Source organism: Paenibacillus sp. B-A-8 (genome assembly GCF_048572915.1).
GTDB lineage: Bacteria > Bacillota > Bacilli > Paenibacillales > Paenibacillaceae > Paenibacillus_AQ.
The window spans coordinates 2,177,445-2,199,465 of the sequence record NZ_CP183882.1; the positions used below are offsets into that span (position 1 = coordinate 2,177,445).

13 protein-coding genes are annotated in these 22,021 nt (G+C 43.5%); 7 read left to right on the plus strand and 6 right to left on the minus strand.

Going from position 1 to position 22,021, the window contains the following annotated elements; all coding sequences use genetic code 11:
* Positions 1 to 116: 116 nt before the first annotated feature.
* Positions 117 to 809, minus strand: a complete 693-nt coding sequence (pgmB, locus tag ACN6MV_RS09340) for a beta-phosphoglucomutase (protein ID WP_375102422.1) — start codon at positions 807 to 809, stop codon at positions 117 to 119.
* A 20-nt stretch (positions 810 to 829) separates the two neighbouring features.
* On the minus strand, positions 830 to 3,118 hold the full coding sequence (locus tag ACN6MV_RS09345) for a glycoside hydrolase family 65 protein (RefSeq protein ID WP_419886213.1): 2,289 nt from the start codon (positions 3,116 to 3,118) through the stop codon (positions 830 to 832).
* Between the two features lie 111 nt (positions 3,119 to 3,229).
* Here ACN6MV_RS09345 and ACN6MV_RS09350 point away from each other — a divergent pair, with 111 nt between their 5' ends.
* Entirely contained in the window at positions 3,230 to 3,979 is a 750-nt protein-coding gene (locus ACN6MV_RS09350) for an AraC family transcriptional regulator (RefSeq protein ID WP_042125904.1), read from the plus strand.
* A gap of 372 nt (positions 3,980 to 4,351) precedes the next feature.
* Positions 4,352 to 4,948 (plus strand): HAD family hydrolase, encoded by a 597-nt coding sequence (locus ACN6MV_RS09355; RefSeq protein WP_052414532.1) that lies wholly within the window; start codon positions 4,352 to 4,354, stop codon positions 4,946 to 4,948.
* A 142-nt stretch (positions 4,949 to 5,090) separates the two neighbouring features.
* On the opposite strand, the gene ACN6MV_RS09360 is transcribed toward ACN6MV_RS09355, so the two are convergent.
* The 4 genes from ACN6MV_RS09360 to ACN6MV_RS09375 form a co-directional block, all read right to left on the minus strand.
* Positions 5,091 to 6,290, minus strand: a complete 1,200-nt coding sequence (locus tag ACN6MV_RS09360; RefSeq protein WP_419886731.1) for an MFS transporter — start codon at positions 6,288 to 6,290, stop codon at positions 5,091 to 5,093.
* A gap of 66 nt (positions 6,291 to 6,356) precedes the next feature.
* The gene (locus tag ACN6MV_RS09365) at positions 6,357 to 6,974 is read right to left on the minus strand and encodes a sugar O-acetyltransferase (RefSeq protein ID WP_042125906.1); all 618 of its coding nucleotides are present in this window, start codon (positions 6,972 to 6,974) and stop codon (positions 6,357 to 6,359) included.
* A gap of 30 nt (positions 6,975 to 7,004) precedes the next feature.
* Positions 7,005 to 8,045 carry an ROK family protein gene (locus ACN6MV_RS09370; RefSeq protein WP_419886214.1) on the minus strand — a complete coding sequence of 347 codons (1,041 nt, stop codon included), beginning with the start codon at positions 8,043 to 8,045 and terminating at the stop codon, positions 7,005 to 7,007.
* Between the two features lie 238 nt (positions 8,046 to 8,283).
* Positions 8,284 to 8,793 (minus strand): GNAT family N-acetyltransferase, encoded by a 510-nt coding sequence (locus tag ACN6MV_RS09375; RefSeq protein ID WP_419886215.1) that lies wholly within the window; start codon positions 8,791 to 8,793, stop codon positions 8,284 to 8,286.
* 124 nt (positions 8,794 to 8,917) lie between these two features.
* Between ACN6MV_RS09375 and ACN6MV_RS09380 the strand changes: the two genes are divergently transcribed.
* The 5 genes from ACN6MV_RS09380 (at position 8,918) to ACN6MV_RS09400 (ending at position 21,955) form a co-directional block, all read left to right on the plus strand.
* Complete coding sequence (locus tag ACN6MV_RS09380; protein ID WP_419886216.1) at positions 8,918 to 9,775, plus strand: LysR family transcriptional regulator; 858 nt, start codon at positions 8,918 to 8,920, stop codon at positions 9,773 to 9,775.
* Positions 9,776 to 9,931: 156 nt separating this feature from the next.
* The gene (locus tag ACN6MV_RS09385) at positions 9,932 to 10,138 is read left to right on the plus strand and encodes a hypothetical protein (RefSeq protein ID WP_419886217.1); all 207 of its coding nucleotides are present in this window, start codon (positions 9,932 to 9,934) and stop codon (positions 10,136 to 10,138) included.
* Between the two features lie 128 nt (positions 10,139 to 10,266).
* Entirely contained in the window at positions 10,267 to 13,353 is a 3,087-nt protein-coding gene (locus ACN6MV_RS09390; protein WP_042125912.1) for an ATP-binding protein, read from the plus strand.
* On the plus strand, positions 13,350 to 14,462 hold the full coding sequence (locus tag ACN6MV_RS09395; protein ID WP_042125914.1) for a response regulator: 1,113 nt from the start codon (positions 13,350 to 13,352) through the stop codon (positions 14,460 to 14,462). The genes ACN6MV_RS09390 and ACN6MV_RS09395 overlap by 4 nt, the downstream gene beginning before the upstream one ends.
* 251 nt (positions 14,463 to 14,713) lie before the next feature.
* On the plus strand, positions 14,714 to 21,955 hold the full coding sequence (locus tag ACN6MV_RS09400) for an Ig-like domain-containing protein (protein WP_419886218.1): 7,242 nt from the start codon (positions 14,714 to 14,716) through the stop codon (positions 21,953 to 21,955).
* Positions 21,956 to 22,021 lie beyond the last annotated feature (66 nt).

A 22,021-nucleotide genomic window follows, 5' to 3' on the forward strand; every position in this document is an offset into this window, starting at 1 on the left:
CAACAGCCTACATTCAAGCTAAAATCATATTTCAAACAAAAGCCGGCAAGCTTCCCTTAGAAGCTTGCCGGCTTAGTTCGTGATTTACATATATTGAGGCTGGGATGCCCAATTATTTAGCTTACTCTATTCTTTGTAGCAACGAATTGCTGGTTTAGCTCGGAGTAATTAAGTTCAGCAGTATGGTTCAAGTTCATATCAGCGATGGACAAGTTCTCCTGTAAGGAGATATATACAGCGAACATACCGGCGGCTTTGATCGCTTCTACCCCGGCGACTGCATCTTCTACCCCGACGCAGAATTGCGGATCTACCCCAAGCGCGTCCGCGGCGGTCAAGAATACTTCCGGGTCTGGTTTGTTGCGGGCAAGCTTGGCTGCATCTACAATAACTCCGAAGTCTTTCTCCATACCTAGAAGACGGATAACTGTAAAGGCATTTTTGCTTGCGGAGGCAATGCCGGTCTTCACTCCGTGGGCCTTCAGCTCGGTGAGCAATTCAGAGATGCCAGGCAGCACATCGGCCGGGGTTACCTGCTGAATGAGCTGCTGATAGAACTCATTTTTGCGGGTCGCCATTTTCTCCATCTCTTCGGGGGAGTAAGTGTGCGGAATTGCTGCTTGTCCAAGCAGCAATTCCAGTGAAGCTATGCGTGATACACCTTTTAGGTTCTCATTGAACTCTCGGGTGAACGGAAGTCCCAGTTCTTTCGCGATCATACCCCAAGCCTGATAATGATATTCTGCGGTATCCGTAATAACGCCGTCTAGATCAAAGATTACGGCTTGAATTTGAGAGGCTGCATTCATTGTGTTGTGCTCCTTATGAATTAGGCTTGTAGTGCCTGAGTTAACGTTTTATTGTTGCCCAGAGTCACTGATTGGCCGTAGAGAATTAGATCAAGTGCTTCACCCTCTAACAATTCCAGCTCCACGCCTTCCTCGCGAATGGTTACAGCAATGAGACGCCCGCGGAAGGTGAGCCGGAAGTTGTATTTCTGCCAGCCAGTTGGTAGGGACGGAGCGAGCGATAGGCCGTTTTCCTTAAGACGTGTTCCGGCAAAACCGTACACAATGGCCATCCACGTTCCACCCATATTAGCGAGATGTAATCCGTCTTTGGTGTTGCCGTGTGTATTATCGAGATCCAGTCGTGCAGTCTCGATAAAGTAGTTATACGCCTTGTCCTTGTACCCGATTTTCGAGGCCATGATGCTAAATATGCAAGAGGACAGAGAAGAGTCATGGGTAGTGATTTGCTCATAATAATCATACGATTTGCGAATCGTTTCTTGCGACTGCTCGTCTTCCAGCAAGTAATGAGCCAGTACGGTATCCGCTTGCTTGCAGACCTGATAACGGTACAGGGTAAGCGGGTGGTAATGCAGCAGCAGCGGATGTTTCTCCGGTGGTGTATTCTCGAAATCCCAGACTGCTTTGCGTAAAAAAGTATCATCCTGCGGGTTAATGCCTAGCTTCTCATCGTAAGGGAGGAACATGGCATTCGCCGCTTTCAGCCAGCTATCCGCTTCCTGTTCAGTAACATGCAGTCGGATACACAGCGCTTGGAAGGCAACCTTATCATACTCCTGAAGCCGAGCGAAACTGCGTGCGGCCCATTTTAGATTATGTTTGGCCATTACATTGGTGTAATAGTTATTGTTCACCAGACAAGTGTACTCATCTGGACCGGTTACTTCGTCAATGTGGAATTTACCTTCGTAAAAATGACCGATTTCCATCCACAACCGCGCGGTCTCAAATAGCACCTCTGCGCCGTATTGGAGCAAAAAGGCGTCATCTTCTTCCGCCAGATGATATTGGATATAGCTATAGGCTACATCGGCACTGATATGATATTGGGCTGTGCCGGAAGGGAAGAAGGAGGAACATTCCGTACCTGAGATCGTCCGCCATGGGAACAATGCCCCTTGGGCATGGCCCATTTCTTTAGCACGTTCCCGTGCTTCCCCCAGCTTGGAGTACCGGTATAATAGGAGCTGCCGGGCCAAATCAGGAGAAGTCATTAGGAACACGGGGAACATATAAATTTCCGTATCCCAGAAATAATGGCCTTCGTATCCTTCTCCGGATAAACCTTTGGCAGAGATGTTGCTATGCGCGTCGCGTCCGGCTGATTGCAGCAGTTGATAAAGGTTGAAACGTATACCCTCCTGAAGCGACAAGTCGTTCTCAATGACTATATCGGAACGCTTCCAGAAGTCAGCCAAATAATGCGCCTGCTGTTCCAGCATGTCTTCAAAGGAGAGGTGCTTCAATGATTCCTGTACCTGAATACCGGTATCCACAAGCATTTGTTCATGTCGTAGTGTATCGGTATAGACATTCCATTTGGTCAGCGATAGTGGCCCAGACAAGGAGGAGGTTGCAGTCACTGTAGCATCGGTTTCTCCTGCCTGAGTTTCAACTTGCCAGTCACCTACCCATTCATGACGGGTGACACAGGAGGTTCGCAGATCCGAAGCCATCGTCTCATTCTCCAAGCATACATATTCACCCCGAGCTTCGCACGCTACTACGCTCAGTCGTTTGGAATGTCCTGCAGCTACACGCGGGTCATTCGGGTTCGTATAGTTGCTAACATCGCCATTTACACGAGATACAACTTGGATTGGGCCATTGAAATTGACAGGCTCAACAGTCAGATGAATGGCAAAAAGTTCACGGGTAGTGAAAGAAACGAGTCTACGGAAATGCAGCTTGAGTTCTTTACCGGAGGGGGATTTCCAGTGGATTTTACGCTCCGAGTATCCCTTGTCCAGATGGAGGTTACGCTCATAGGCGAGGACACTCTCTGCTGTAAGTGCAAATGGCTCCATATCTTCGCCTATATAAATATTTAACCCTTGGGAATCTATAATATTAACCAGTTTTTGCTGGGTACCTGGAAAGGCGAATAGCTTCTCCCCATAGGGAATGTCAATCACATCGTGAAAGGCGTTCAAATATGTTCCGCGGATACTGCGGATTTCTTTATCGGAATACCCTTCTTCAAAATTGCCACGCACGCCCAAATATCCATTCCCCAGCGCAAAAATACTTTCTAAATTCAGCAGGGTATCTGCCGACAATCCCTGATTGGCAATGCTCCAGCTCATGCTTATGTTTCCTCCCTTGATGGTTATGAATTGAATTTTAAGTCTGAAAGGGCTAGAATTATACTAAATTATTTAGGATATTATCAAAATTTTTAGGTGAGGTTAGCACGTATGGATCAACTTAAAGGACAACATAAACTGCCGGAATATTGGTCCACACGTTCTGTGGATCTTTCAGAGGGATTTGTCCATCCTCCGCTGGATTATGAACATGAGCTTTTGGAAGCAATCCGACTCGGTGACGAGAACCGAGCACTAGAAGCACTGCATAGAATTAACGCAATGGAAGCTGCTACGCTAGCCCGATATCCGCTGCGCTCCAAGAAAAACGCTATGATTGCATCCTGCACCTTGTTTACACGTGCTATTATCCGGGGTGGTGTTGACCCTGAGACAGCTTTTCAGCTGAGTGATACGTTCATTCGTGCGGTGGAGGCTACGACGGAGCTTGAGGCACTTCATCGATACGAATATGAAATGGTCCTGCAATTCATTACAGTGATGCGCCAGCAAAAGGAGAATCTTCACTATTCACATATTGTCAATCTATCCGTATATTTTATACGCGAGCATTTGTTTCAAGATTTGAACCTTAGCCTGATCTCTCGGCATGTCGGTGTGCATCCCAGTTATTTGTCCGACCGCTTCAAGCGTGAAACGGGCATGCCGCTCACGGAATTTATCAACCGGCGTAGAATTGAGGAGTCGCAGTCGATTCTTATTCACACGAATCAGTCTATTTCCGAAATCGCTTTGATGTTTAAATTTTGCAGCCAAAGTTACTATACACAGTTATTTAAAAAATACACGGGCTTGACCCCGAAGCAGTTTCGCCGGGACGGTGGAGCAATTACGAAATGAGAGAAGCTCAGCTTCAATAGCCAAACTCGCCTTTCTCCGCTCTAAATGAGATTATAAATCCACTAAATAAGTAAGAGAGATGATCAGATGGCCTATTCCCATCATGTCAATTTTCCCAATGTGCCTAGCATTTTGTCTGAACCCTAAAGTTTCACTGGCACAGTAGGGCAATTTTAATTGTAAAAAGTACAACTATATGAGGGGACGGCTACTATTTTCGATTAATAAGTGTAATTCGTACAACTAAAAATCCCGATCACACACAATTTTCTTCATTTTCTATTAAATAAGTGTACAATGTGCAACTAAATGGGTGTTGACGTCAGATAGAGATATTTTAATTGTATAAAGTGCAACTATGGGGCTGCCCATATGCATCATTGTCCTATGGTAGGGGGGAATGGCGCGTTTATTGCAAAGGATGGAGAGGTGATTTCGACCATACATTTTGACTCGCAGACTTCGGATAGGATATTGAAGTTAATTGAAGAATTTGAAGCGACTTGTTTGATTGACAGTCACTGGGACTATGCGTATTCGGGTTCCCATGACCATCCCATTCGTAGAAATGTAGATCCAGAGCAACGCGCCAAAAATGTTAGTCCGTCTGAGCTGGATGAGCTTGTGAAAGTAGTTTTTTTGAGTAGTCTGAACGGGGAACAGTTAATAGAGCAGCTACATAGAATGCCTGTTGTGATCTATAAACATGGACAAGAGGACATTATTGATATAAGCCCTAAAGGCGTAAACAAATGGACAGGACTACAAAGATTGGGCGTAGAACCGCAGCAATTTATTGCTTTTGGCAACGATGCTAATGACATAGAAATGTTTAGACAATCCGCACACTCGGTTTGTGTTGCCGAACATATAGCCTTGGGAGAAGTAGCAACGGAACGGGTGGGTAACGGAGAAGAGCAGATTGTTAGAAAAATAATGAAGCTGGCGGAAGGGCTGCGATCTACGTGACAATTAACTCTACAGCTCAATAGCTCGGAGTCCATCAGCTGACCTAGCAAGGGTAGCGAGAACATAGTTCAATAAAAAAACCTGCCATTAAATCGGCAGGTTTTGGCATGTATAAGCTGAAATAAGTGCAACAACTATTAGGTTATATAAGTTCTTGGCGGCGATGTAAATAACGATAGAGCACACAGCCGGATATGGCGCATATCGCCGCACATAATCCGATAAATCCATAGCCAGCTTGAAGTCCGCGCAGCAAGCCTGTTTGCGTCTCCGCACCGTACAGCCGCTTCACACCTTCGATCACAGCACCTATAGCATAGTTGCCGATTACGCTACCCACTCCCATTAACGTAACTGTAAATGTGATGGCGGTGTCACTGCCGTGAGGGTACCTTTTCGCGATAAAAGCCATAACGGTAGGATAAATCATCGCAATACCGATCCCTGCTGCGGCGAATAGAAAGGCGAATTTTTCTCCACCCAAAATTGCGGCAAAGGTACACAGGGCAGAGAAGGCTGAAAATATAATGAGCGATAGATTAAATCCAATCTTATCTGTAACCGGCCCCAATAGGAGTCTTGCTAACGAGAAGCAGAGAAAGAAGGTGGACAGCATTCCAGAAGCTGTAACCGTATCCCACTTGTATGCTTTTTCAAGAAAATTTACGAGCCATCCGCCTACGGCAAGCTCCGATACTACACCGAAGGACAGGATTAGAACCATTAGCCATAAAGCCGGATCACGGACCAGTGATTTTAGTGGAATTCGGTCCTCATGCGAAAGATCGTCACCCGGAAACGTACTCCGTAAGGCAAATAGAATAGGGAGTAAAGACAAGCTAAGCATTATTAGATACATTCCACGCCAATCAAGTGTATGACCGAATATACTTACCGTCATTAGCCCTGTAGCCAGAAGTGGAGCTAACGTGGAACTAAACCCGTAAAAGAAATGGGATAAGTTCATCATGGTCCCGGTATTTTTAACGAAGATACGTGCTCCCAGAATGGCAAGTCCAATCTCAAGCATTCCGTTTCCGATATACATCAGGAAGTAGGAAGCCGAGAAGAGGGGGTAGCTATGTGAGATGTAAATTAGAACGCCAGAGAATATCATGGATGCGAAAGCAATAATACTGACAGCCTTGATCCCCCACTTGCGAACCAATACAGCTGTAAAAGAACAGGCGATCAAATAACCTAGTGCGTTTAGGGATAGCAGGGTACCTAGCTGCTTTTCATCCAAATTAAAGTCAAACTGAATTCTTGGAATGGCTGGCCCTTTAATATTTTCGGATATCCCAAACACAATAAACCCTAAAAAGATCGTTGCCAATTGCATGGCATAAACCTTATTAAATCCGCCAAAGCGCTTTTTCAACGTGAGAACCTCCAGAATCGGGTATCTTTATTGCTCGGTGTCTCTATAGTACTCTTCTTTAAGTTTTTCCCAGTGTTGTTTATCGTCCTCCGTAATTTCTCTTAGCACTCTGCAAGGATTCCCCACGGCAATTACATTGTCAGGGATATCTTTAGTCACGACTGAACCTGCGCCGATGATTACATTGTTGCCGATATTTACTCCAGGATTGATTACGGCATTTCCGCCAACCCACACATTGTTTCCAATGGTAATCGGTGTACCGAATTCGAGCATACTAATACGAACGTCCGCATCAATGGGATGGCCGGCGGTATACACGCTTACTCTGGGTCCAAAGAGAACATTTTCACCAATCGTTACTTTTGCTACGTCCAGGATAATGCAGTCGAAATTAGCATAAAAGTTATTGCCAACTGTAATATTGCTGCCATAATCACAGCGGAAAGGCGGCTCAATATGCAATGATTTGCCCGTAGACTCAAATAATTGCTTAAGTAACTCTACTCTATATTCGCCTTGTTCTTCCGTCGTATTGTTAAATAGACGGGTGAGCATTCTGGATCTTTTGCTATCTTTAGCTAATTCTTCTCCGCCCGCCATGTAAAGCTTTCCTGCAATCATATTCTCTTTGTTTGTTGCCATTCGTAATTCCTCCTGAAGTTCTTGTTAGTTTTAGCGGCGCTTTTCAACCAGTTGCAACGAATAGGTCAAGCTTTCCAGCGTGATCGCAATTAATCCGTTCATGTAATAATCATCAGAGTGATCCAGCACAATTAGATGAGGCATATGCTCGTCTGGAATGAATGCCAGACAATTTTGATAGATATGTGGTATATCCTCTTGTCTAACTTGTTCGCCTGTGAGCGCTATCGTCTCAGGGTTAATAACTGCCGTCAATGAGGCAATGGTGTGAGCTGCTAAGGGGATAAATGTTTCTGTCTGCCCTAAACGAATGAATTGCTCGTCACGCGAGATTCCAAAAGGTAAAAATGAGACTTCGCCCGCGAATCTAGTATTTCCTTTGTGGATATGCCCGTCGATCATCATCCCTGCACCCGGAAAGGCACCTTTGATAAAGGTCAGCACGACTATGGTTTTGTCCTCTTCGTAATCCTGCTGCTTATAGAATCCGTAAACGGTTAGATTCATGTCATTTTCGACCGTGACTTCAACCTCGTATTTCTCTCTGAGGAGTGATTCTAAGGGAGCATGAATTAAAGTCTTGATATCACAAATATTAATGACACCTTGGTGAACCAGTCCCGGGATTCCGATACCAACGGCTTTGATGTTGTTATAGGCTTGAATTAGTGTGCCTACTAAACGATCTATGGTCGTAGCATCAATACTCTCAGCTTTGATATATCCGCCATCGACACGTTGACCAACGGAATTCGTTACTGTATAGGTTAAGGATTGTAGCCCATCTTCAATTTTGGCATAGATGCATGCGATGTAGGAGAAATCAACATTATAGATGAATCTTCGAGCCGGCCGACCTCCATTGGAAGCCTCCAGCTCCGTCTCAATGACTTCACCTGTCTCCATAAGTTCATTCAATATATTTCCGCAAGTGGCAATACTTAATCCGGTGGCGCTAGCAATCGTTGATTTGGTTCCTTCTTTCATCGACTTTAAGGCTTGCTTGATAAGCTCCTGATTTATCTTTTTAACACGAATAGAATTGTTTGCGATTTGGTTTATTTTATTCACCTCTAGACTTTTGAAAAAGGTTATTAAAAGTGTTATCAATACTATAACTTGGTGTTTTATAAATGTCTATATTAGTTGAACTTTAAATTTTTCTATTAAGGTAATTGTGTGACTGCGGTGAACGCTTGGACTTCCGGCCGCTATTGTCCCCAGATTTCTTGATTATATACCGTTTTTCACGGTTGAAATCTGGTGACAGTCCACGCTTCCTTATTGAATGTTGCTAAGTTCAAAGTGTCTAGCCAATGATTTTATAATAGTAGATCGTCGCATGTAATTCACCGTTAGCTGATATTGCATAGTATGGTATACGTCCAGCTTGTATGTAGCCCATTGAAGTATAAAGGAGGTTGGAAGGGTCACCTTCTCTTGTATCCAGCACGATTAAAGACCTGTCTTCCTGCGTAGCTCTTTCCTCAGCTTTTTGCATTAGTGAACGAGCAATACCATTCCGGCGATAATTAGGGTGTGTCATCAGCTTTGCGATTTCGCCTCGATGTGTTCCGTTTGCTTTTGTACTTAAATGTAGTTGTACACTTCCTACGATAATCTCATTCATTGTTGCGACAAAAAGGATCACATCGGGAGCCAAAACATTGTGCCAGTATAAGACAGAGTCTGACGCATCTAAGGGTGGTAAAAAACCAATGGAGGCTCCATCCTCCACGACCTGTATAAGTAGCTCTGAAAGCTCATCTATAGATTCTTCAATCGAAAATAGTTGTTCAATGCTTACAATATTATTCATGTTTTTTCCTCCAGCACTTTTAAGTTTAAAAATATAGCGAAATCATAACTGAATACATATAATTTGTATAACGAATTTTATAGATCGCAATCATTAATATTTTGAATCATAGAGGGTGCAATCCATGGACTTATCTCAATTAGAAGCTTTTTTGGCAGTATGCAGAATCCGAAATTTCACCAAGGCCGCAGAACATCTACATATCTCCCAGTCCGCCGTTACCGCAAGAATAAAAGCATTAGAAAACGCCGTGGGCAAAGTGCTCCTTACACGTGATAATCGGAATGTTAGCTTAACGCAAGCAGGGATTTCCTTTGTTCCATATGCTGAGCGGATGCTTCGTTTGTTTGAAGAGAGCAAGGTGACTCTATCCGAAGAGTTGGAGAACTATATCATTTTAAGTGGGCCTGGGTCCGTATGGCATTATTATTACCTGGAGCATATTCTTTCATTTAGACGTGATCATCCGAAGGTGGCTATCAAATTCCTAAGTTATATTGATTCCAGTTATATGATTCGTGATCTTTTGTTGGATGGAATTGTACAAATTGCGATTAAATATGACCCGCCGGAACACCCCAAGGTAACCAAACACTTCTTGTTTGACGATGAGATTGTTCTGGTTTCCACGCAATTAAGAGAGACATCTATACGCAAGGAGGATTTTTTTCAGCGTGAGTATTGTCATTTAGAGTGGGGAGGCCCATTTCCAGAATGGTTTTCCAGTATAGTTGGACCAGGCTATGTGCCTGCACTTCAGACCGATCACTCGATGATTATGCTGGACATGCTGCTACTAGGAGAAGGCTTTGGATTTCTACCCCGATCTATTGCACAGCCGTATCTCGATCAACAGAGGCTATTTCAACTTCAATGTGAGTTAGACATGCCGATCACAAAGGCCTACGCGCTTTATTTAACAGAGAATACCGAAGATATTCGTGTACGGCTTGGGCTGGAGATGCTTGGGGTGGATAGGTAAGGCGTATTTGTATCGTATCTTATTTTTGGCTAATCAGAACCGTGTTCTGGGTGGCTTTTTTATATGGAAATTATGGATTCTAATATAAATAAGCGTATCGTAATTTTATCTGCTCATATCATATCCGACGTTGATCATATCGCCAAGTAGGTGCTTATGATGGGACGAGGGGAGTTACTACATCAAGGAACGATTAAGGAATTGACTAAGGATCTGGAAGGAGAGGTTTGGGAAGCCGTTGTGCCCGGACGGATGCTCGCTCAAATCGAAGAATGGCGATTGCAATTTTCTATTTTGTCAGCTTCTATCCATCCGGTACAAATAGTCTTAGATAGACGCTTACCTGAGTGCCGATTATACTGAGTAATGGTAACAATTTATGAGAGTGATTGGAAGCGACTAACAATCAGGAACTTGAGAGATTTTTGTGAGAGCAGTGGGGTAGGATAGTAGAATTACTCGCATAGAGAGGAGCCTGAAGGTTGAGGACGATGAAATATCGGGGAATAGTCGGGATGGGGCTGTTTTTTATCCTCGCGATTTCCCTATTAGTAAGTATTATTTCCCCAACAATTCAGGGTCAAGTAACCCCGGTGGCCAAGCAGGGCGTATTGGATTTGTCGAAGTGGGATTTTGAGGAACAAGGACTAGTTGATCTAGACGGAGAATGGGAGTTTTATGAGAATGAATTACTGAGTCCCTCTGAGATTCAGCAAAGCAGTAATAAGAAATCTACATATCTTTCTGTCCCAGGCACATGGAAAGGTAAGGGCTTAGAAGATGGGATGGACAGAAAGGGTGCTGGCACCTATCGACTTAAAGTGTTAGTCCAAGATTCGGATGAGATCCTTGGTCTAAAAATACGAAGTATACGCATGTCTCAAAAGTTATTTATCAATGGGAAGCAAGAGGGAGAGAACGGGGTTCCTTCAACACAAAGTGAGTCATTTAAGCCTGGGAATACTCCGTATACGGTATTTTTTCAATCTAATAACCGAGAGATAGAAATATTAATTCAAGTCTCTAATTTCAACTTTATCACTGGGGGGATCGTGAATTCAATCCCACTGGGCGCACAAGCCGATATTACAAAAGTGAACAGTATTCAGATCGGCACTGACATTGGAATTATTCTGATTCTGGGGATGTTTGGTGCTTACCATCTCAGCTTCTATTTTGTCGGGCGTAGAGAAAAAGCCTATTTGCTCAGCGGTTTATATTTGCTTATTCTTTCTATGAATAATTCTCTATATGGAGAGAAGATATTTCAACAGTTATTACCCCATTTCCCTTTTGAATCAACCTATAAGATGTTGGAAATAAGCCAGTTTGTTGGGTCAATCATCATTATTATGTTTTACTGCTCGGTGGAGTCTAGGTTGATGTCAAGTAAGAGGATGAGGATCGTGTTATCTCCATTTGTCTTTTACTTGTTTTCGGTTTTGGTACTGCCGTATGATGTGCACATTCGTATGAAATATGTATTTGTTACTTATCTTGGAGTCGTTATGATCACAATTATTGTGAGAATGATCTATTTATATGTTCGCAGTCAGAGCCAAACGACGGATCGAAAAGAATTGTTTTTGTTCATTGGCGGTGCGATTTCACTCCTGATTTTTTTCATTGATGTAAGTCTCTATTCTGAAAATGCTCTGCAGACCGATTTGTTGGGTAAGTGCGGAGTGATTGGTTTTATTGTTTTCTTCAATATTATGTTAGCTGTACGATTCTCCAACGCTTACGACAAGACGGAAACGCTGTCCCGTCAGCTGCTAGTCTCGAATCAGCTTAAAGATGAATTTCTGATGAACACATCTCATGAGATCAAAACCCCATTGCATGGCATTATGAATATGACATCCTTTTTATTAGAAGATGGCGAAGATAATCTGTATCCGATACAGAAACAGAATCTTTGGTTGATTAAGGACACTTCTACGAAGCTGTCTATGCTTATTCAGGATTTGATTGATGTTAGTCTTTTGAAGCATGGAGAATTACGATTACAGCAGACAGTGGTTGATCTAAGAGTGGCTTCCCAAATTGTATTTGATGTGTTGCAGTTTGAACTTGCGGGAAAATCGGTGAGATTAGATAATCAGGTGGAACCCGATGTTTGGGTGCTTGCAGATGATAGCCGACTAAGACAGGTAATGTACAATTTAGTTCACAATGCGATCAAGCATACGGATGAAGGATTAATTCAGATAAAAGCTTATGTAGAGGGAAATACGGTGACTGTCGCGGTGGAAGATACAGGAACTGGGATATCCCCCGATATGCATACGGCCATATTCGAATATTTTGAACAGGTCGATAAACCTCTTCCGCAAGATGGCTACACAGGAATGGGCGTTGGTTTGTACATTAGCCGGAAGCTCATCGAACGGATGGGTGGTGAGATTAGGGTAGATTGGTCTGAGATTGGCCAAGGCACTCGAATGATCTTCACATTGCCCAAAATAGAGCGGATTCCAGGCTACCTCGAAGCAGCAGCTACAGGGGCGGGACAGCACGCGCATTTTGAGCAGACCTCGCTTGATATTGTAGATCAAAGCGGATATACAATCCTAATTGTGGATGATGAAGCATCTAATATCCATATTCTGCTGAACATTTTAAGACGGCATCATTATAATGTAATTACTGCGTTTTCAGCGAATGAAGCAATAGACAAAATGGAGCAATACCCGAATGTGGATCTAGTCATATTAGATGTCATGATGCCGGGTATTTCAGGAATTGAGCTATGTAGAACATTACGGGTACGTTACTCCATTCTGGATTTACCTATTCTGTTTGCTACAGTTAAGGACGCACCAACGGATATAGCGCTTGGCTTCAGGGCTGGGGCGAATGATTATATCACTAAGCCATTTGATGGCGAGACACTGATGGCGAGAATTCAGACGCTGATTGCTATGAAAACATCGATACAGGAAGCGATACGAAATGAGTATGCTTTTCATCAAGCACAAATTAAGCCTCATTTTCTGTATAACGCACTGAGTAGTGTAATCTCTTTCTGTTATACAGATGGAGAGAAAGCCGCTTATTTGTTATCCATGCTAAGTCAATACATTCGTTATATTCTCGATATGGATCGGTCCACTTTAGTTGTTCCGTTACACCGGGAGTTAGAATTGATTCAAGCTTATGTGGAGATCGAAAAAGCTCGGTTTGGAGAGCGGTTCGATTTTATTTTTAAAATGGATGAGGGTCTACGTTCTGTTGAGATTCCTTCCTTATGTATTCAGCCGTTTGTCGAAAATGCGATCAGACATGGGTTGTTTGAAAAAGAGGGTCAGGGCAGAGTTTCGCTCACGGTTCAAGCAGGCGGTAACTATATGAAAGTTATCATCGAAGATGATGGTATAGGTATTCCAGATGATCTGCTATATCAATTAACCGGAGACGGGCAGCTAGATGGCAGCATCGGTATCCATAACATTCGAAAGCGTATAGGCGCTATCCCCGGAGCCACCCTTACCATTCATTCCGACCTTGGGTTCGGAACCAAAGTTACGATGTATTTACCAGCAAGCCTTGGGAGCATGGAGGGAGAAGCACGATGATTCGTGTAGTGATTGTTGAAGATGAGAAGCCGATTTTGAATTTGATGAAGGTACTGATCGGTCGTAATTCAGATTATACCATTAGCGGGGCCTTTTCTAATCCATTGGAGGCACTGGAGTGTATACCTGATTTACAACCGGACGTTGTGTTTATAGATGTTGAAATGCCAAGGATGAACGGGATTGAGCTGGCAAGCAGAATTCAGAAGCTGATGCATCAACCGGAAATTGTATTTACTACCGCCTACAAAAATTATGCACTGGAAGCGTTCGAAGTAAGTGCACTGGATTATATTCTTAAGCCGATCACACCCGAAGCAATCCATAGGGTCACTGAACGACTTGTTAAACGAATGAGACCGGCGGTGATACAAGAGCCTAAGAAAACGGAGCCAATGATCCGCTGTTTCGGTGGATTCGAAGTATGTGATTCAGAAGGGAAGCCTATTCATTTTCGAACACGTAGAGCAGAGGAATTATTCGCCTATTTCCTATGTAATGCTGGTCGTTATATCAGTAAGTGGAAGATAATGGATTTATTGTGGCCGGATATGCAGGATGAGAGAGGGGCATCCAATCTGTATAATACGATATACCTCTTGAAGAAAATGCTGAAGGAAAAGGACTTCGGTATGGAAATCCGCAAAATGAACGATGGTTATATGCTGGAGACCGGAAACGAAAGCTATGATGCGCTTGAGTATCAAAGATTTCATTTAGAAATAGCGGAAGGACAACAGAACACTACGCAAATGGAGCGGCTCAGTAACTTATATCAGGGGCCTCTGCTGGACGGAAAGCCTTATCTATGGAAGATATCGCTGGAGGAAGCGTATTGCAAGTTTTTCACAACATGCACTCGTTTGCTGGTAGACAATGATTGTGCTGCTCAGGACTGGCATAAAGCGGAGCAACGACTAGAAAAGTTCTTAAGCTTATATCCGCTGCATGAAGAAATGAACCAGCAAATGATTGATGTTTATGCCAAACTCGGAAATAAAGAAAAGATTGCACGACTTTATGAGAAATTCGAGGGGGCTTATCGTACTGAGCTGGGGCTGGTCCCTTCAGCAGAGTTTAAAGAGCGTGTAGCTGCATATCTAGTTTGAAATATTAATAAAAAAGGAAAGCAGAGGGAGAAATCTCACTGCTTTTTTTGTATTTTTCGGCATTACGCGACAATTTGTGAGATTTTGGTGAGTTAGGGTTGATATGATTTCCTAAACATGGGAGTAATAAAATACATAGGAAAGAAGTTGAGAGTGTGCTTCGATTAGTCAGGTCCAAGAAAGCTATAAGCATTCTATTATTTGTATTACTGGTCAACATATGCTCGTCACTATTTATTAGAGGGGGAGAGTTGGCTTATGCAGACACTGCTGATAAGGATACGACTTCGGTATTTCAAAAGGCGTATGTTACAAGTTTTTCGAGTGGTGTAGTGGATGTAGTAGATTTAACGAATTTAGCGGTGGAAAAGGCGAAGATCAAGGTGGGAAATCAGCCGAATAGCGCCGCCATTAATCCGAATAAGACCCAGGTCTTTGTAACTAACAGAGCGGATGGGACTGTTTCTGTTATAGATCCATCCACTGACACTGTGATTTCAACCATTGCAGTGGGGACGATGCCTCATGGCGTTACATTTAACTCAGACGGCAGTAAAGCCTATGTGGCCAATTACGCCAGTAACTCTGTTTCAGTGATCAATACAGCTACGCTTTCAGTGATACGTACAATATCTGTAAGTGATAGACCAGTAGCAATGGTGGTGATTGGAGATCGTCTGTATTTAACCCAAAAAGGTAGCAATGAGATTTCTGTATTGGATGTTAAGAGCGACACTGTGGTTACTAAAATTCCGGTATCTGCGGAACCCTATGGCCTTTCAGTTAATCCCGCGGGCTCCAAGATCTACGTAGCGACAGTTTCAGGTACTGCTTTAGATGTGATTGATACAGTAACAAATAAAGTGGAAGCTACCATTCTTGTTGGTGGTCCAGCTTCCGCATCAGAAGTCAGTCCGGATGGGAGTAAGGTTTATGTAGTTAGATCATTAACTAATTCGGTTACTGTTGTCAATGCAATAACGAATCAAGTGGAAACAACTATGACTGTGGGTTCTACGCCATATGTAATTGGTCTCTCCAAAGATGGGAGTCAAGCATTTACGGTTAATTATGGTGCTAGCAATATGAGTGTAATAGATACAACAAAAAATACAGTAATAAAAACTATAAATCTCAGCCCAGGACCTTTTATGGTAGGTACCTTCATGGTTCCTGTAGCTGTAGCTGTTAATACAGACCCCGGGAATAGTGGTGGTCCAGAGGATAAAGATACGCCGATAGTATCGACATATGCCCCTGAGAAAAATGCGCAGAATGTAAAGGTCGACTCAGACCTTACGTTGACCTTTAATGAAGGTGTAAAGGCCGTTTCGGGTAAAAATATATCGATTTGGAAACCACAAGTTACTTCTAACGCCAGTGGTTCCGAATATCCGGAGGTGCTTGCAAACTCAACCAAAATAGAGACGATCGCCGCTGATGATACAAGTAAAGTGACGATTTCGAACAATGTTGTAAAGATCAACCCAGCTGCTGACCTAGATTATAAAACGAATTATTTCGTGAAGATCGACCCGGCAGCGTTTAAGGATTCAGCAGGTAATCTCTATGAGGGATTGAATGGAGAGATAGAGATTCTTGATGGCCAAGTCCATGTGCCGGATGGCTTCACGGGTGCTGAGGTTTGGGATTTCAAAACAGGCGCCGGTAATGATACCACTGCACCTATAGCAACAGAGTTCTCTCCTGCGAAGAAAGAATTGAATGTAGCAACAGATGCTAATTTGACTCTAACTTTTAGTGAAAACGTACGAGCGGGCAGGGGGAAATTTATAAGGATTATGGTACCGGGAACAATGTTCTCGGATGGATCATCTAACAATTATACTGAGGCTGTCGAGTTCGAACGGATTTCCACGAGTGATACTACAAAAGTGACGATTTCAGGCAATAAAGTTACGATCAATCCAGCAAAAAACATGGCAAATAATAAATATTATTATGTGACCATGGATAGTGGAGCTTTCCAAGATACCTTCAATAATGATTATGTTGGGATGGTCACTTCGGTACAGTATATTAATAATGTACTAATGGAGATTGGCACAGCTCCGTGGTATTTCAAAACCGGAGCTCCAGCGGATACACTCGCGCCAACGGTAGTGGGATTGACTCCTGCGAATGATGCTAAGGATGTTCCGGTGAATACCAACCTCGTATTGGCGTTCAGCGAAAATGTCAAGGTGACTGGTAAAACGATCAAGATTCTTAACAAGACAGATGATAGTGTTATAGAGACGATAACAGCAAGTGATCCTACGAAAGTTACCGTATCTGGAGACAAAATAACGGTTAAGCCTGCTACCGATTTCGCGTATGGTACTGGGTACTACGTGCAGATTGAAGCTGGAGCCGTTCAAGATCTCGCAGGTAATAGCTATGCGGGTATCACTGACAAGACGAAATGGAACTTCACAACAGTGGCGCCAGATGAAACTGCTCCAACAGTAACCTCTCTGGCACCTGCTATTAATGCAACAAAAGTACCTCTGAACACGGAACTCACTGTCACATTCAGCGAGAAAGTCAAGGCAGTAGCGGGGGAAGATAAATATATTAGGATCATGTCACCGGGTAGTGCTTCGTATTCTGAGAATTATTATGAATCTCAACCTCCTGAAGAGGTAGAATTGATTGCTATTGATGATACTAATAAAGTAACAATCACAGGGAACGTAGTAACGATTAAACAGACCAAATTGGATTATGGTCGAGAATACTATGTAACCATTGATCAAGGTGCTTTGGTAGATTTAGCAGGAAACAGCTATGAAGGCCTATATGGTTTTGTGGAATATAGATATTTCTCAGGGTCACCTGCGGTAGGTAAGGAAGTAGCAGAAAATACATGGGTCTTTGAAATGGTAGCCAAACCGGACACCACACTACCAACTGTAACGACACTATCGCCTGCTGATGAGGCAACAAATGTTGGGGTGGACTCCAGTTTGAAGCTTACATTTAGTAAAGATGTACAAGGAGTAGCGGGCAAAAATGTAGTACTCAAAAAAGAGCTAGATAACAGCGTGATTTATACATTCGATATGGGCGATATAACCCGTGTTAGCGTCTCGGGCAAAACAGTGACGATCAATCCTTATTTGATGCTGTCAGATCATGACGGAAAATATATGGACTATAATACGAAATATTATGTACAGGTTGATGCCGGAGCAATAAAGGATGCGAAAGGTAACGCTTTTGCAGGAATTACGGATAAGACCACTTGGAACTTCACGACAGGATTAGCTCCAGAAAAGACGGATCTTACAGCTACAGCTTATTCGCCAGTAAAAGGGGCTACGAATGTAGCAGCGGATACAAATTTGAAGCTGACATTCAGCTCAGCTGTTCAAGATGTGTGGGGTAAAAAAATTGAAATTCGCAAGAAATCTGACGATAGTGTTGTGTACAGCTTCGAAACAGGTGCTATGGGCGTCAACTTATCGGGTAACAGCGTAACCTTTAATCCAATGATTGTAACCCCTGGTAACGGTGTGAAAGTGGGTTATTTACAACCAAGTACAGAATATTATGTCCTTGTTGCGGCTGGAGCATTTAAGGATGCTGCGGGTAACAAGTACGCTGGAATTACGGATAAAGCAACTTGGACGTTTACGACTGAACCAGATACGGATGGGGACGGTATTCCAGATAGCTTAGATCCATTCCCAACCGACCCGACGAAGCCAGGTAACGGTGGCGAACTGGATACAGACGGAGATGGTATTCCAGATAGCCTAGATCCAGATGATGATAACGACGGTCTGACGGATGAGCAGGAAATCGTGCTCGGCACAGATCCGAAGAAGGCAGATACGGATGGCGACGGAATTAACGATAAGGATGATCCATTCCCGACAGATGCAGCGAAACCAGGAACAGTAAATGGTGAGCTGGATACAGATGGCGATGGCATTCCGGACAGTTTAGATCCAGATGATGATAACGATGGTCTGACGGATGAAGAGGAAATCGTGCTTGGAACGAATCCGAAGCATCCAGACACAGATCATGATGGAATCAACGATAAAGACGATCCGTTCCCATTGGATGCGACGAAGCCAGGTAACGGTGGCGAACTGGATACAGACGGAGATGGTATTCCAGATAGCCTAGATCCAGATGATGATAACGACGGTCTGACGGATGAGCAGGAAATCGTGCTCGGCACAGATCCGAAGAAGGCAGATACGGATGGCGACGGAATTAACGATAAGGATGATCCATTCCCGACAGATGCAGCGAAACCAGGAACAGTAAATGGTGAGCTGGATACAGATGGCGATGGCATTCCGGACAGTTTAGATCCAGATGATGATAACGATGGTCTGACGGATGAAGAGGAAATCGTGCTTGGAACGAATCCGAAGCATCCAGATACAGATCATGATGGAATCAACGATAAAGACGATTCGTTCCCATTGGATGCGACGAAGCCAGGTAACGGTGGCGAACTGGATACAGACGGAGATGGTATTCCAGATAGCCTAGATCCAGATGATGATAACGACGGTCTGACGGATGAGCAGGAAATCGTGCTCGGCACAGATCCGAAGAACGCAGATACGGATGGCGACGGAATTAACGATAAGGATGATCCATTCCCGACAGATGCCGCAAAACCAGGAACAGTAAATGGTGAGCTGGATACAGATGGCGATGGCATTCCGGACAGTTTAGATCCAGATGATGATAACGATGGTCTGACGGATGAAGAGGAAATCGTGCTTGGAACGAATCCGAAGCATCCTGATACAGATCATGATGGAATCAACGATAAAGACGATCCGTTCCCATTGGATGCGACGAAGCCAGGTAACGGTGGCGAACTGGATACAGACGGAGATGGTATTCCAGATAGCCTAGATCCAGATGATGATAACGATGGTCTGACGGATGAGCAGGAAATCGTGCTCGGCACAGATCCGAAGAAGGCAGATACGGATGGCGACGGAATCAACGATAAGGATGATCCATTCCCAACGGATGCAGCAAAACCAGGAACAGTAAATGGTGAGTTGGATACGGATGGAGACGGCATTCCGGACAGTTTAGATCCAGATGATGATAATGATGGTCTGACCGATGAAGAGGAAATTGTGCTTGGAACGAATCCGAAGCATCCCGATAGCGATCATGATGGAATCAACGATAAGGATGATCCATTCCCAACGGATGCCGCAAAGCCAGGAACAGTAAATGGTGAGTTAGATACGGATGGAGACGGAATTCCAGACAGTCTAGATCCAGATGATGATAACGATGGTCTGACGGATGAAGAGGAAATCGTGCTTGGAACGAATCCGAAGCATCCTGATACAGATCATGATGGAATCAACGATAAAGACGATCCGTTCCCAACGGATGCCACGAAGCCATCCTTAAGTAATCTAGTAAAAGATTACAATAAGTTAGATATTATCTATGGTGCAGGGGATCATGCGAAGCATGTTTCCAAAACATTATATTTGACTGAAAAAGGTTCTTCTGGAAATACATCAATCACTTGGGAATCAAGCAAACCAGATGTCGTTAGTGCAAAGGGTAAAGTAGTTCAGCCTGGACCTGATGAAAGTGATATCGAAGTCACTTTAACTGCAACGATTCTTGACAAAGAGACTGGTGAAAAGCGCACAAAGACATTTAAAGTGACTATTGTCAGAATGTCAGATGAGGATGCTGTTAGAGATGCTGCTAAAGCATTAGGGGTAGATAAGGCTTTTAAATTCTCGGATGGAGATACTTGGGAGTCAGTTACAAATGAATTCTTGTTGCTTGGTACAGGAAAACATGGAACGAAGATTACATGGACCTCGACCAATATCGATGTTCTTAAGCTATCCAGCAAAGATGGTGAGGAACAGGGTACCGTGAACAGACCTGAAGTGGGTGATAAGAATGTAATAGTTACCGCTACGATCTCTAAGGGTACCGCCAAAATCACTAAGAGTTTCCTTCTGGTAGTTACTAACAAGAACATAGTGAAGGAAAAAGAAAATACACGCCAAGAGAGCGGAAGAACGGCTGATGTAAAGGCAAACGCAAATGACATGATTCACACGGAGAGTCTGAACATTCTCAGAACAACGCTCAGCAATCAGGTTAAGATTGATACTGTTATCGTTGATCCGTCAAAAGTAGAAAGTCTGACGAATTCTTTTAATCCTCAGGATGGAGATATTAACAACCGTACGCTAACTGTTGAGATTAAGCAGCAAGCAGATGATAAGGCAGATGAGATTGCCGTAGAGATTCCGGCTGCAGCTGTTTCGGCACTGGCTGACAGAAATGCGGGTATGAATATCTTTACCGATGAAGGTTCTGTAAAGTTGAGTCAGGAAGCTTTAAAAGACGCTGCAGTTAAGGGTACAGATCTTTATTTCAGAATTGTACCGGTTAAGAATGCACAAGAGGATAGTGAGGCTAAAAAAGCAGCGAATACTGACCCTAAGGTTACGTTAGCAGCTGCTGGGAATCAGATAAACTTACTGGGTCTGCCAAGAAAGATCGAAACAAACTTTGGTGGTTTTAACACGAAGGTTGTTCTCCCATTAAGTGGAATTACTATTCCAACTGAGAATAGACAAGCTTTCCTAGACGCTTTGAAGGTGTTCATTGAACATACGGATGGTACGACAGAGCTGGTATCAGGAACTATACAATATGAGAACGGCGTAGCAACAGGGATCCAATTTGAGATTTCGAAGTTCAGTCGTTTTCAAATCGTGAGTTTCTCTCCTCAGTCGAATCATGAGAATATTCCGGGAGGAACGAACACGCCTGGTGGCACTACAATCAGTAATCCTACTAACAATAGTGGCACGGATAAGGAACAGCCTAACAATCCAAATGTAGTTCATGAATCACATAAAGGATATATTTTAGGCTATGCGGATGGCAGCTTCAACCCGGAACGAATGATTACCCGTGCGGAAATGGCAACGATTTTGGCAAGGCTATGGGGTAAGAATGAAGCACAGGCTACCTCAGCTTATAAAGATGTAAATACAACTTATTGGGCTTTGCAGTCTATTAGTGTAGTTACAGCACAAGGGTTAATGAAGGGGTATGAAGATGGCAGCTTTAAGCCGAATCAGCTAATTACTCGTGCAGAAATGGCTATCATTGTAGAGCGCTTGTTGGATAAGGCTCAAAGTGGGACCAGCAGCTTTAAAGACATTAGTAGTGGGCATTGGGCAAAAAATGCGATTGATGCGGCCAAAGCAGCTGGGATCATTAACGGATATTTGGATGGAACATTCCGTCCGAATCAGACATTAACTCGTGCAGAAGCTGTTGTGATTATTAACAGACTTTTGGGCAGAGGCCCATTGCTTGGAGCACAGCAGAAGTGGAAAGACGTACGTGATAAACACTGGGCGTACGGACACATTCAGGAAGCTAGTATGAACCATTCCTTTGAGAAACAGCAAATGGGTGGAGAGCAATACATTCCTGAGGTAAAATAAATGAATCTTTTATAAGTGAAGAAATATTTTTTACAAGAGAATCCCCTTACGCTATACGGTATCTAT

Excerpts from the sequence above, each read along its gene's own strand:
- pgmB (WP_375102422.1), bottom strand. The coding sequence starts at position 809 with ATGAATGCAGCCTCTCAAATTCAAGCCGTAATCTTTGATCTAGACGGC.
- ACN6MV_RS09345 (WP_419886213.1), bottom strand. The coding sequence starts at position 3,118 with ATGAGCTGGAGCATTGCCAATCAGGGATTGTCGGCAGATACCCTGCTG.
- ACN6MV_RS09350 (WP_042125904.1), top strand. The coding sequence starts at position 3,230 with ATGGATCAACTTAAAGGACAACATAAACTGCCGGAATATTGGTCCACA.
- ACN6MV_RS09355 (WP_052414532.1), top strand. The coding sequence starts at position 4,352 with ATGCATCATTGTCCTATGGTAGGGGGGAATGGCGCGTTTATTGCAAAG.
- ACN6MV_RS09360 (WP_419886731.1), bottom strand. The coding sequence starts at position 6,290 with ATGCAATTGGCAACGATCTTTTTAGGGTTTATTGTGTTTGGGATATCC.
- ACN6MV_RS09365 (WP_042125906.1), bottom strand. The coding sequence starts at position 6,974 with ATGGCAACAAACAAAGAGAATATGATTGCAGGAAAGCTTTACATGGCG.
- ACN6MV_RS09375 (WP_419886215.1), bottom strand. The coding sequence starts at position 8,793 with ATGAATAATATTGTAAGCATTGAACAACTATTTTCGATTGAAGAATCT.
- ACN6MV_RS09380 (WP_419886216.1), top strand. The coding sequence starts at position 8,918 with ATGGACTTATCTCAATTAGAAGCTTTTTTGGCAGTATGCAGAATCCGA.
- ACN6MV_RS09385 (WP_419886217.1), top strand. The coding sequence starts at position 9,932 with ATGATGGGACGAGGGGAGTTACTACATCAAGGAACGATTAAGGAATTG.
- ACN6MV_RS09390 (WP_042125912.1), top strand. The coding sequence starts at position 10,267 with ATGAAATATCGGGGAATAGTCGGGATGGGGCTGTTTTTTATCCTCGCG.
- ACN6MV_RS09395 (WP_042125914.1), top strand. The coding sequence starts at position 13,350 with ATGATTCGTGTAGTGATTGTTGAAGATGAGAAGCCGATTTTGAATTTG.